We start from the raw sequence: 12,305 nt of genomic DNA on the forward strand, positions 1-12,305 counted from the left end.
ACCCGCCGGTGGGAAACGGGGCGACGCGAGGGGGCATTCGCCCGTAGCGTCGCCCCATGAGCGCGCTCGTGGGACCGAACCCCGCCGGACCGGGCCCCGCTGTCGTTCTGATCACGGGCGTCATGGCCGCGGGGAAGTCGACCGTCGCGCAGGCCCTCGCCGAACGCCTGCCGAGGTCCGCGCATGTCCGGGGGGACGCCTTCCGCCGGATGACGGTCTCCGGCCGGGTGGAGATGGGCTCCCCGGACGAGGCGGAGGCACTGGCCCAGCTACGGCTGCGGTACCGGCTGTCGGCGTCCGCCGCCGACACCTACGCCGCCGCGGGCTGGACGGCGGTGGTCCAGGACATCGTGATCGGCGCCGAGCTGCCCGCGTATCTCGCCCTGGTGCGGACCCGCCCGCGTTACGCGGTCGTCCTGGCGCCGTCCGCGTCGGCCGTGCGCGCACGGGAGTCCGCCCGCGCCAAGACGGGCTACTCGGCGACGACGACGGTGGACCACCTGGACCGCGTCCTCCGCGAGGAGACCCCGCGCGTCGGCCTCTGGCTGGACACCTCGTACCGGACCCCCGAGGAGACGGTGGACACGATCCTCGCGCGCCTGCCGGAGGCCCGCGTCTGACCGGCTGCGGCCGGTCCCCGGCCGGTCCCCGGCCGGTCCCCGGCCGGGAGCACGCGGGCGGACGCGGGCGGGCGCGGGGACGCGGGGACGCGGGGCTGGGCACGGACAACGGGCGGGTGGTGGCTCCGGAGAGCTGCCACCCGCCCGTCCCTGGAGGCCGTGACGAGAATCGGACTCGTGCTGTGCTGACCCGGGGGGCCACCCCCGGACCCCCGGTCGGGGGCTCATGGGGTGGGGCCGGTCGGTGGACCGTGGAGGCCGTGACGAGAATCGAACTCGTGTAACTCGCTTTGCAGGCGAGTCCCTGAACCACTCGGGCACACGGCCGTGTGCTGTGCAGTGATCCGACCGTAGGCGGCGGGCGGCGGGCGGTTCAAGGGAGCGTCGGGGCGTGCCATGCGACTGACATACGCCCGCCATACGCCGTTCACAGTCGTACGACCAAGGGACCAGCCGGTACCCCGCCCAGCGACAGGCCCCATATTCGTCCATGCCCCTTACTCTTGGGCCATGAGTGCCCCCGAGTCCCGTGACACCGACGTCACCTCACCCCCGTCCCCGACCCCCGAGCACCCCTCCATATCCCGGCCCGCTCCCCGCGCGCTCCGCCCCGACGAGGAGTCCGGGGGCGGCATCCTGGGGCGCACTTATCGCGCGCTGAGCATCGGGACCGTCGCCGTCGTGCTGCTGATCGCCTTCGAGGCCACCGCCGTCGGGACCGCGATGCCCGTCGCCGCGCGGGAGCTGGACGGCATCGGGCTGTACGCGTTCGCCTTCTCCTCGTACTTCACGACCAGCCTCTTCGCGATGGTGCTCGCGGGCCAGTGGGCCGACCGGGACGGGCCGCTGCGGCCCCTGACCGCGGGAATCCTGGCGTTCGCCGCGGGGCTGCTGCTGTCGGGTACGGCCACGACGATGTGGCTGTTCATCCTGGGGCGGGCGGTCCAGGGCCTCGGCGGCGGGCTGGTGATCGTCTCCCTCTATGTGGTGATCGGACGCGCCTACCCGGAGCGGCTGCGGCCCGGGATCATGGCCGCGTTCGCCGCGAGCTGGGTCATCCCGTCCATCGTGGGTCCGCTGATCTCCGGCGCGGTGACCCAGGAGCTGGGCTGGCGCTGGGTCTTCAACGGGACCCCTGTCCTGGTGGCCCTCCCGCTGGCGCTCGCGCTGCCCGCGATCCGGCGCATGGCCTCCGGGCCCGCCGACCCCACCGCGCCCCGGACGGCGTTCGACGCCCGGCGGATACGGCTCGCCCTCGGCATCTCGGTGGGCGTGGGGCTGCTCCAGTACGCCGCCCAGGACCTGGCCTGGCTGTCGATGCTCCCCGCCGCGGCGGGCGCGGCCCTGCTGGTGCCCGTCGTGCTGGGGCTGCTGCCCCAGGGCACCTGGCGCGCCGCGCGGGGGCTGCCGTCGGTGGTGCTGCTGCGCGGTATGGCCGCCGGGTCCTTCGTCGCGGCGGAGTCGTTCGTCCCGCTGATGCTGGTCACTCAGCGCGGGCTGTCGCCGACGCTGGCGGGGCTGTCGATCGGCGTCGGCGGGGTGACCTGGGCGATGGGCTCGTTCCTCCAGTCCAGGCCGCGGATGGAGCCGCACCGGGAGCGGCTGATGGTCATCGGCATGCTGCTGAACACGGCGGCGATCGCGACCCTGCCGACCGTGCTGATCGACGCGGTCCCGGTGTGGATCGTGGGTGTGGCGTGGGCGTCCGGCTGCTTCGGCCTGGGCATGGTGATCGCCTCGACCAGCGTGCTGCTGCTGAAGCTCTCCGCCCCCGAGGAGGCGGGCTCGAACTCGGCCGCCCTCCAGATCTCGGACGGCCTCTCCAACGTCCTCCTGCTGGCCGCGGGCGGCGCCGCCTTCGCCGCCCTGGGCGGCGGCTCGATCGCGGGCCACACCGCGTCGGGCGGGTCCGCCGCGAACCCCGTGGCCTTCGCCGTCGTCTTCGTCCCGATGGCGGTGGTGGCCCTCGCGGGCGCGTGGGTGGCGACCCGGCTGCGGACGTCGGAAAAGCTCTGACACCGGGTGGTACCGGGCGGTACCATCGGGTCCATGGCTGGTCTCAATGTGCGATTCACCGAGGAAGAGCTCACCGCCCTGCGGGAGCGGGCCGAAGCGGAGGGCCGCAGTATGCAGTCCTTCGCGCACGACGCGGTGATCAGAGCGATCAACGAACGCGCGCGGCTGTTCAACGAGGCCGCCGAGCATGTGCTGAGGGCGAGCGAGGAGCTGAACCGGAGGCTCGCCTGATGCACTACCTCACCCTGCCCGAGCTGCTGAACCTCGCGGAGCGGCTGCGGGCGGCCGAGGTGCGCGACTACGGTCTGCTGGACTCCGCCCTCGCGCGCCCCCAGGCGAGCGTCTTCGGCCAGGACGCCTACCCGGATGTCTGGCAGAAGGCCGCCGCCCTGATGGAGTCCCTGGCCCGCAACCACGGACTGGTCGACGGCAACAAGCGGATCGCCTGGTATGCCACCTGGGTCTTTCTCCATGTGAACGGCCATCCGCTGGACCCGGAATTCGACGTGGACGAGGCGGAACGGTTTGTTCTGGACGTCTGCCAGGGGGCACTCGACGTCCCCAAGATCGCGTCGGGGCTGCTGCGCTTCGCCCGCTGAGCGCGCCCCCGCCGGGCCGCTGTGAGGCGGGTCTCACCCGTCCGGTGGGGTCCGGAGAACGGCCCGGGGCACCGGGGGAGCACCGGTAGGGTGGCCCGGTTGTCATATACGTCGTCGTCATATCCGTCGTGACTGGACCAGCGCCGAACCGGAGACCGTGACTACTACCGCCTCCCACTCCCACCACCTCTCACCCGCCTTCCCCGGCCGCGCCCCCTGGGGCACCGCCGGCAAGCTGCGCGCCTGGCAGCAGGCGGCCATGGACAAGTACATCCAGGAGCAGCCCCGCGACTTCCTCGCCGTCGCCACCCCCGGCGCGGGCAAGACCACCTTCGCCCTCACCCTCGCCTCCTGGCTGCTCCACCACCACGTGGTCCAGCAGGTGACCGTCGTCGCCCCGACCGAGCATCTGAAGAAGCAGTGGGCCGCCGCCGCCGCGCGGATCGGGATCAGGCTGGACCCGGAGTACAGCGCGGGCCCGCTCAGCCGCGAGTACCACGGCGTCGCCGTGACCTACGCCGGTGTCGGCGTGCGGCCCATGCTCCACCGCAACCGCTGCGAGCAGCGCAAGACCCTCGTCATCCTGGACGAGATCCACCACGCGGGCGACTCCAAGTCCTGGGGCGAAGCCTGCCTGGAAGCCTTCGACCCGGCCACCCGCCGGCTCACGCTCACCGGCACTCCGTTCCGTTCCGACACCAACCCGATCCCCTTCGTGACCTACGAGGAGGGCAACGACGGGATTCGCCGCTCGGCCGCCGACTACACCTACGGATACGGCAACGCGCTGGGCGACGGCGTCGTCCGGCCGGTGATCTTCCTCAGCTACAGCGGCAACATGCGCTGGCGCACCAAGGCCGGTGACGAGGTCGCCGCCCGGCTCGGCGAGCCGATGACGAAGGACGCGATCTCGCAGGCGTGGCGGACCGCGCTCGACCCGCGCGGCGAGTGGATGCCCAATGTGCTGCGCGCCGCCGACCAGCGGCTGACCGAGGTCAGGAAGTCCATCCCGGACGCCGGTGGCCTGGTGATCGCCTCCGACCAGGACTCCGCCCGCGCGTACGCCAAGCTGATCCGGGAGATCACCGGCGATGGCGCGACCGTCGTCCTCTCCGACGACACCGGGGCGTCGAAGCGGATCGACGAGTTCAGCGAGGGCGACGACCGCTGGATGGTCGCCGTCCGGATGGTGTCTGAAGGCGTCGACGTGCCCCGGCTCGCGGTCGGTGTGTACGCCACCACCATCTCGACCCCGCTCTTCTTCGCCCAGGCCGTGGGCCGTTTCGTCCGCTCGCGCAGACGTGGCGAGACCGCGTCCGTCTTCCTGCCCACCATTCCCATGCTGCTCGGCTTCGCCAACGAGATGGAGGTGGAGCGCGACCATGTCCTCGACCGGCCGAAGAAGGACGGGGAGGACGAGGACCCGTACGCCGAGTCCGAGAAGGAGATGGACGAGGCCAACAGGGAGCAGGACGAGGAGACCGGCGAACAGGACATGCTGCCCTTCGAGGCGCTGGAGTCCGACGCCGTCTTCGACCGGGTCATGTACAACGGCGCCGAGTTCGGCATGCAGGCCCACCCGGGCAGCGAGGAGGAGCAGGACTACCTCGGCATCCCCGGCCTCCTGGAGCCCGACCAGGTGCAGATGCTGCTCCAGAAGCGGCAGGCGCGGCAGATCGCGCACAGCCGCAAGCGGCCCGACACCGAGGCCGATCTGCTGGAGCTGCCCGCCGAGCGGCGGCCCGTGGTCTCCCACAAGGAACTCCTCGAACTGCGCAAGCAGTTGAACACGATGGTCGGCGCCTATGTCCATCAGAGCGGCAAGCCGCACGGCGTGATCCACACCGAGCTGCGCCGGGTCTGCGGCGGCCCGCCGAGCGCGGAGGCCACCGCGGGACAGCTCCGGGAGCGGATCAAGAAGGTCCAGGAGTGGGCCACCCGGATGCGCTGATCCCGCCCCGTTCCCGGTGAGTTGGGGCCGCCCGTCCCCGATGCGGCGGCCCCGCACCCGGCGGTGCGCGCGGCCCCGTTCCGCGCCCGGATTCTGGACGAGGTCTTCCGCTGAGCGGACCGGCTCGCTACTGTCCCCGACACAATGCAAACGCCCCGCGGCAGTTGGGCCGCGGAGCCCGTCGGTGTGCGCTCGCCCGCCGACGGGCCTCTGGAAAGGGCGGCGCCCACGGGACCGGCGCCGCGCCGCTGAACACCAGGGGGTGGGTTTTGCCGTCACTCACTCCGGAGGAGGGGGCGTCGTGACCGCGGAGACCTCCCAGACGCTCGACCGGGGACTGCGTGTCCTCAAACTGCTCGCCGACACCGACCACGGGCTGACCGTCACCGAGCTGTCCCAGCGGCTCGGTGTCAACCGCACCGTGGTCTACCGGCTGCTCGCCACGCTGGAACAGCACGCCCTGGTCCGCCGCGACCTCGGCGGCCGGGCCCGGGTGGGCCTCGGGGTGCTCCGGCTCAGCCGCCAGGTGCACCCGCTGGTGCGCGAGGCGGCGATGCCCGCGCTGCGCGCCCTCGCCGAGGACATCGGCGCGACGGCGCACCTCACCCTCGTGGACGGGGCCGAGGCGCTCGCCGTCGCCGTGGTCGAGCCGACCTGGACCGACTACCACGTCGCCTACCGCGCGGGCTTCCGGCACCCCCTCGACCGGGGCGCCGCGGGCCGCGCGATCCTCTCCGCCCGCCAGGGCGAAGGGGGCCACCCCGGCTACACCCTCACCCACGGGGAACTGGAGGCGGGCGCCAGCGGCGCGGCGGCTCCGCTGCTCGGGCTCACCGGGATAGAGGGCAGTGTGGGCGTCGTGATGCTCAGCGACTCCGTACCCGAACGGGTCGGCCCCCGGGTCATGGACGCGGCCCGCGAGGTCGTCGAGGCCCTGCGGTAGCCCCTGCGGGGGGCTGAGGGGGCGGGGGCCTGGTCCGTCCGCCCCGCGCGACGCCCGGCCCGCGCCCAGGGACCGTCGGTCCCGTGGGGCGCCGGGTCCGTGTGCGGTTGTCGGGGTGTCCCCGTGCGGCGTCTGGATCGCGTCCGGTCGCCCGGCCCGTGTCCGGCTGCCGGGGGTGTCCCGCGGGTGCCGCGGGACGATCCGGGGTGGCCCCGGGGCGGCGGGGTCCGGTGGAAGCGCCGGTGGCCGGTGCCCCGTACCGAGGCCCATGGGTGCCCCGCGAGCGTCCCGGTGGTGTCCGTGGGCGGGCTCCGGGGAAGGCCGGGAGCGCTCGGGGCGGTGCCACACCGTCCGTCCGGCGGGTGCCCGCGAGCACCCTCCGACGGGGGGCGGGGCGGCCCCGGAGGGCGGCCCCGGGGCGGGCGTCGGCGTCGGGCGGGCGGGTGGCCCGATAGATTGGGCCGGTGCTCTCCCGTCTCACCCGTGCCCGCGCCGTCGCGCTCAGCGCCGTCCCCGTCGTCGCGCTGCTCGCCGTCGCCGCCTTCGCCCCGCTCCCGTATGTGATCGCCCAGCCGGGGGCCACCGCCGATGTCCTCGCGGAGCACAAGGGCACCCCGATCATCTCGATCAGCGGCGCGCCCGTCCGTGAGACGTCCGGCGCCCTGCGGATGACCACGATCCTCGCCACCGGGCCGGACACCGATGTGGATCTCGGGGACGTGGCGGACGGCTGGTTCCGCACCGACCGCACCGTGCTGCCGCGCGACTCCGTCTACCCCCCGGGCAAATCCGTGGAGCAGGTCGCCGAGCGCAACCTCAAGGACATGGCCGACTCGCAGCACTCCGCCACCCGGGCCGCGCTCTCCTACCTCGGTGAGGACCCGAAGAAGGTCAAGGTCACCCTGCGTCTCGCCGATGTCGGCGGGCCCAGCGCCGGGCTCCTCTTCTCGCTCGGCATCGTGGACAAGCTGCGCGGCGACGGCTCCGGCGGCGATCTCACCGGGGGCCGCAGCATCGCCGGAACGGGAACGATCACCCCGGACGGCAAGGTCGGCCCGGTCGGCGGGGTCTCCCTCAAGACCCAGGCGGCCAAGCGCGACGGCGCCACCGTCTTCCTGGTGCCCGCGGGGGAGTGCGCGGACGCCCGCGCGGGCGGGGCGAAGGGGCTCCGGCTGATCCCCGTCTCCAGCCTCCAGGGGGCCGTGGACTCGCTGACCGCCCTGGAGCGGGGCGGCGAGGTCCCCTCCTGCTGAGCCACCGTCCCGCCGGGTCCACCGCTCCCGCCGCTGCCGCCGGGGCGCCGCTCCCGCCGGGCGCTCAGACGTCCTGCGCCGCCTGCTCCACCAGCGGGATGATCCGCAGGGGCACCGCGTTCTCCATCACGATCGCGGTCGACGCCCGGACGATCCCCTCGAAGCCCACCACCCGGTCGATCACCCGCTGGAGATCCGCGTTGGACCGGGCCACCAGCCGGCAGAGCATGTCCCCGTGCCCCGTGGTCGTGTGCAGCTCCAGCACCTCCGGAACGGTGGCCAGATGCGCCCGCACATCCGCGCCCTGCCCCTGTTTGATCTCCAGCGTGGCGAAGGCCGTCACGGGGTAGCCGAGAGCCGCCGGATCGACGTCGGGACCGAAGCCCCGGATCACCCCCTGCGACTGGAGCCGGTCCAGCCGCGCCTGTACCGTGCCCCGTGCGACCCCCAGTCTGCGGGACGCCTCCAGCACCCCGATCCGTGGCTCCCGTGCCAGCAGCACGATCAGCCGGCTGTCCAGATGATCGATCGCCACAGCTCCTCCTCAATGGTCATCATGTACAGAACGCCGCTGCCGACCGGGTCGGCACCATGCATATTGCCCAGCGAAAACGCAAACTATTGCGCACCTTGCAGAACCGGCGGAGGGTGAGAGCATGACTGAGATCCTTGATCACCACCTGGAAACCGCGCGTGAGGACGACCCCTTCCCGGTGAAGGGGATGGACGCGGTCGTCTTCGCCGTCGGCAATGCCAAGCAGGCCGCGCACTACTACTCGACCGCCTTCGGCATGCAGCTCGTGGCCTACTCCGGACCGGAGAACGGCAGCCGTGAGACGGCCAGTTATGTCCTGGAGAACGGCTCCGCGCGGTTCGTCCTCACCTCGGTCGTCAAGCAGTCCACCGAGTGGGGCGCCTTCCTCGCCGGGCATGTCGCCGAGCACGGGGACGGCGTCGTCGACCTCGCCATCGAGGTGCCCGACGCCCGCGCCGCCTACGCCTACGCCACCGCGCACGGCGCCCGCGGGATCACCGAGCCGTACGAACTGAAGGACGAGCACGGCACGGTGGTGCTGGCCGCCATCGCGACCTATGGACAGACCCGGCACACCCTGGTCGAGCGCTCCGGCTACGACGGCCCCTACCTGCCCGGGTTCGTCGCCGCCGCCCCGCTCGTCGAGCCGCCCGCCAAGAGGACGTTCCAGGCCATCGACCACTGTGTCGGGAATGTCGAACTCGGCCGGATGAACGAGTGGGTCTCCTTCTACAACGCGGTCATGGGCTTCACCAATATGAAGGAGTTCGTGGGCGACGACATCGCCACCGAGTACTCCGCCCTGATGTCGAAGGTCGTCGCGGACGGCACCCGCAAGGTGAAGTTCCCGATCAACGAGCCCGCGATCGCGAAGAAGAAGTCCCAGATCGACGAGTATCTGGAGTTCTACGGCGGCGCCGGAGTCCAGCACATCGCGCTCGCGACCAACGACATCGTCGCCACCGTGCGGACCCTGCGCGCGGCCGGTGTCTCCTTCCTCGACACCCCCGACACGTACTACGACACCCTCGGCGAGTGGGCGGGCGAGACCCGCGTCCCGGTGGAGACCCTGCGGGAGTTGAAGATCCTCGTCGACCGGGACGAGGACGGCTATCTGCTCCAGATCTTCACCAAGCCGGTGCAGGACCGGCCCACGGTCTTCTTCGAACTGATCGAGCGGCACGGCTCGATGGGCTTCGGCAAGGGCAACTTCAAGGCCCTCTTCCAGGCCATCGAGCGCGAACAGGAGCGGCGCGGCAACCTCTGACGCCCGCCCCGGCCACCTCTCCGCCACCCGTCCGGTCGTCCGACTGCCTACGATCGGACGCGTGTGCGCACAAGTGATGATCGCCGAGGACGACGAGAAGCAGGCCGAACTGGTCCGCCGCTACCTCGAACGGGAGGGGCACGGCGTCACCCTCGTCCGGGACGGGCGCTCCGCCATCGAAGCGGTGCGCCGGTGCCCGCCCGAACTGCTCGTCCTCGATGTGATGATGCCCGGGACCGACGGGCTCGACGTGCTGCGCGTGCTGCGCGCCGAGCGGTACGAGCTGCCGGTGCTGATGCTGACCGCGCGGACCACCGAGGACGATCTGCTGCTCGGCCTGGACCTCGGCGCCGACGACTACATGACCAAGCCGTACAGCCCCCGGGAGCTGATGGCCCGGGTCCGCACCCTGCTGCGCCGCACCGCGAGACCCGCCGCCGCCCCGGCCGTGCCCGCCGCGCCGTCCCATCCCGCCGGGGAGCCGGTCCTCAGCGTCGGCGGTCTGGTCGTCGACCCGGTGCGGCACGAGGTCACCGTCGACGGGGAACGGGTGGAGTGCACCCCCGGCGAGTTCCGCATCCTCGTGGCGATGGCCGCCGAACCGGGCCGGGTCTTCGGCAGACAGCGGCTGTTGGAGGAGTTGCACGGCTTCGCGCGCTACATCGGCGTCCGGACCGTGGACGTGCACATCATGAATTTGCGCAAGAAGATCGAGCCGGTGCCCCGGAAGCCGGTCCGGCTGCTCACGGTCTTCGGCGTCGGCTACAAGCTGGCGGCGGCCACGGCACCACCGGCTCCCCGGGCCCCCGTGGCGCCACCGGCCGCCACGGCCCCGGCGCGCCCGGCGGCGGGCGGACCCGTGGGGGACGGCCGTGCGGACGCGTAACGGGAACGGGGACGGGGGCGAGGTCCGCGGCGGGGCCGAGAGGCCGGGCGGCGGGCGGCGCCGGGGGAGAGATCGGGGTACGGGTCGGGGTACGGGACGGGGGCGCACCCGTACCGGGGTGCCCCTCCGCAAGAGTCTGCTGATGCGGCTGCTCGCCGTCTCCGCGCTCGTGGCCGCGTGTTCGGTCGTCGCGACCGCCTGGCTCGCCGTCCAGACCACCTCCGGCGCCATCCGCGAGCAGCAGGGCCGGAACCTCACCGACGACACCAGGATCTACAACACCCTGCGCGGACACGCCGCCACCCACCCCCGGTGGGACGGGGTCCAGCGCACCGTGCGCGAACTCGCCCGTACCTACGACCGCCGGATCGCGCTCACCACCCCCGACGGGCGGACCGTCGCCGACTCGGCCGCCGACCCCGACCCCGGGCCCGGTACCGGCCCTGGCTCCGGTTCTGGTTCCGGTTCTGCTTTGGGGGCCGGTGAGCCGCCGCCCGAGCTGCCGTCCCGGCCCGCCGCCCGGGTCGACCCCCTCACCTCCGACGCGGCGTTCCTCCCCGGCGGCCAGGAGACCGGCGGCCGGGCGGCCGACCCCATCGACCCCCGCGCGGTGGGGCCGTTCCGGCTGCCCCGGGAGGAGCGGACCGTGCTCCGGCAGACCGCGCGGCGGATCGTGACCTGTCTGACGAGCCGGGGCGTCGCCTCCGACATCGTCTACACGCCCAGCGGGCGCCCCCGGGTCCAGATCGTCGGCGACAAGACCGACGTGGCGGAGAACGCCCGCTGCGGCCTCGACTCCCTCGCCGAGCCGACCCGGACGGAACAGAAGGCGCTCAAGGCGCTCAACACCCTCTCCGACGCCTGTCTCCAGCGGAAGGGGCATCGCGGGGTCCGGCTCGGCCTGGGGCTGACCTGGCACACCCCCGACCCCGCGTGGACGTCTCTCTCACCGGTCACCCCGTCCGCCCGGCCGGCCCCCGACGAGCCGCCGGACCCGGGCGTCCTGCGCCCCGGGGCCACCGTGCCCCTGCCCGCGCCCGCCCCCCTCGACGAGGGCGGCGGCGCCGGTGCGGAGAAACGCCGCCCGCTGTTCCTCACCCCCGAGGACAGCGAACGCGACCGGGCCATCGCCACCTGCGTGGACAGCTCCCGCCAGGAACAGCTCACCGCCCATGTGTCGCCCCCCGCCCTGCTGTACATCGGGGACACCGACGGGACGACCGTGCCCGGCTTCGACCTCTCGCCCCGGAACACCGCGAAGATCGCCGGGGTCGCCGCCGGCGTGCTCGCGCTGACCGTCGGCGCGACCGTGATCGCCGCGACCCGGCTGGTCCGTCCGCTGCGCGCGCTCACCGGAGCCGCCCAGCGGATGAAGGACGGCGAACGCACCGAGCCCGTACCGGTCACCACCGACAACGAGGTAGGGCGGCTCGCCGCCGCGTTCAACGACATGGCGGCCCACCGGGCCCGGCTGGAGGCCCAGCGGCGGGCCATGGTGAGCGATGTCGCGCATGAGCTGCGGACCCCGCTGAGCAATATCCGGGGCTGGCTGGAAGGGGCGCAGGACGGTGTCGCCGAGCCCGACGCGGCCTTCGTGGACTCGCTGTTGGAGGAGGCCGTCCAGCTCCAGCACATCATCGACGACCTGAGGGACCTGGCCGAGGCGGACGCGGGCGCGCTGCGGCTGCGGCCCGTGCCCGTCCGCCCGGCCGAACTGCTCGGACAGGTCGCCTCCGCGCACCAGGCCCGCGCGGACGAGGCGGGCACCGACCTCCGGGTGGAGGTTCCGCATCCGGTTCCGGTGCTGAGCGCCGACCCGGTGCGGTTGCGGCAGGCGGTCGGCAATCTGCTCTCCAACGCGGTACGGCACACCCCGCGCGGAGGCTCCGTCACCCTGCGCGCCGCCGTGCGCGGGGAACGGCTCGCGATCGAGGTCGCCGACACCGGGCAGGGCATCGCGGCGGAGGATCTGCCGTATGTCTTCGACCGGTTCTGGCGCGCGGAGAAGTCCCGCAGCCGCCGCACCGGGGGCAGCGGGCTCGGGCTCGCGATCGTACGGAAGCTGACGGAGGCGCACGGCGGGGCGGTGACGGTGGAGAGCGAGCCCGGCCGGGGTTCGGTCTTCACCCTGCTGCTGCCGTTCGATCCGCCCGGCGACGGGGCCGGGGCGGACCGCGCTGACAGGGACACCACGGCGGTCTGACAGGTTCTTCACACCTTCCGGCCAGCCTGGTG

Annotated in this window: 11 protein-coding genes and 1 tRNA gene; 10 read left to right on the forward strand and 2 right to left on the reverse strand. The window is 73.0% G+C overall.

The genetic code is table 11. From position 1 onward, the window contains the following. The first annotated feature begins 56 nt into the window (after positions 1 to 56). Positions 57 to 620 (forward strand): AAA family ATPase, encoded by a 564-nt coding sequence (locus CRV15_RS18180; RefSeq protein ID WP_003954788.1) that lies wholly within the window; start codon positions 57 to 59, stop codon positions 618 to 620. Between the two features lie 252 nt (positions 621 to 872). Here the strand turns inward: CRV15_RS18180 and CRV15_RS18185 are convergent. Continuing rightward, a tRNA-Cys gene (locus CRV15_RS18185) sits at positions 873 to 947 on the reverse strand. Positions 948 to 1,130: 183 nt separating this feature from the next. Between CRV15_RS18185 and CRV15_RS18190 the strand changes: the two genes are divergently transcribed. From CRV15_RS18190 to CRV15_RS18215, 6 genes are all read left to right on the forward strand, one after another. Next, the gene (locus CRV15_RS18190) at positions 1,131 to 2,636 is read left to right on the forward strand and encodes an MFS transporter (protein WP_003954790.1); all 1,506 of its coding nucleotides are present in this window, start codon (positions 1,131 to 1,133) and stop codon (positions 2,634 to 2,636) included. Positions 2,637 to 2,669: 33 nt separating this feature from the next. Continuing rightward, complete coding sequence (locus tag CRV15_RS18195; protein WP_029182939.1) at positions 2,670 to 2,867, forward strand: Arc family DNA-binding protein; 198 nt, start codon at positions 2,670 to 2,672, stop codon at positions 2,865 to 2,867. Next, a complete protein-coding gene (locus tag CRV15_RS18200) occupies positions 2,867 to 3,235 on the forward strand; it encodes a type II toxin-antitoxin system death-on-curing family toxin (RefSeq protein WP_003960643.1) in 369 nt (122 codons plus the stop codon). The genes CRV15_RS18195 and CRV15_RS18200 overlap by 1 nt, the downstream gene beginning before the upstream one ends. A 157-nt stretch (positions 3,236 to 3,392) precedes the next feature. Then, positions 3,393 to 5,186, forward strand: coding sequence for a DEAD/DEAH box helicase (locus tag CRV15_RS18205; RefSeq protein ID WP_003954793.1), 1,794 nt, complete (start codon positions 3,393 to 3,395; stop codon positions 5,184 to 5,186). 301 nt (positions 5,187 to 5,487) lie between these two features. After that, entirely contained in the window at positions 5,488 to 6,129 is a 642-nt protein-coding gene (locus CRV15_RS18210; RefSeq protein ID WP_009996313.1) for an IclR family transcriptional regulator, read from the forward strand. Between the two features lie 464 nt (positions 6,130 to 6,593). Continuing rightward, on the forward strand, positions 6,594 to 7,382 hold the full coding sequence (locus tag CRV15_RS18215; RefSeq protein ID WP_003960641.1) for a S16 family serine protease: 789 nt from the start codon (positions 6,594 to 6,596) through the stop codon (positions 7,380 to 7,382). Between the two features lie 64 nt (positions 7,383 to 7,446). Here CRV15_RS18215 and CRV15_RS18220 read toward each other — a convergent pair whose 3' ends face one another. After that, positions 7,447 to 7,917: an Lrp/AsnC family transcriptional regulator gene (locus tag CRV15_RS18220; protein ID WP_003954796.1), complete on the reverse strand. Its 471-nt coding sequence runs from the start codon at positions 7,915 to 7,917 to the stop codon at positions 7,447 to 7,449. Between the two features lie 121 nt (positions 7,918 to 8,038). Between CRV15_RS18220 and hppD the strand changes: the two genes are divergently transcribed. From hppD to CRV15_RS18235, 3 genes are all read left to right on the forward strand, one after another. After that, a complete protein-coding gene (gene hppD, locus CRV15_RS18225) occupies positions 8,039 to 9,184 on the forward strand; it encodes a 4-hydroxyphenylpyruvate dioxygenase (RefSeq protein WP_003954797.1) in 1,146 nt (381 codons plus the stop codon). Positions 9,185 to 9,260: 76 nt separating this feature from the next. Beyond that, positions 9,261 to 10,070, forward strand: a complete 810-nt coding sequence (locus CRV15_RS18230; RefSeq protein WP_003960640.1) for a response regulator transcription factor — start codon at positions 9,261 to 9,263, stop codon at positions 10,068 to 10,070. A 118-nt stretch (positions 10,071 to 10,188) separates the two neighbouring features. Beyond that, complete coding sequence (locus CRV15_RS18235) at positions 10,189 to 12,273, forward strand: sensor histidine kinase (protein WP_009996312.1); 2,085 nt, start codon at positions 10,189 to 10,191, stop codon at positions 12,271 to 12,273. The last annotated feature ends 32 nt before the right edge of the window (positions 12,274 to 12,305 follow it).

Source organism: Streptomyces clavuligerus, assembly GCF_005519465.1.
GTDB classification, from domain to species: domain Bacteria; phylum Actinomycetota; class Actinomycetes; order Streptomycetales; family Streptomycetaceae; genus Streptomyces; species Streptomyces clavuligerus.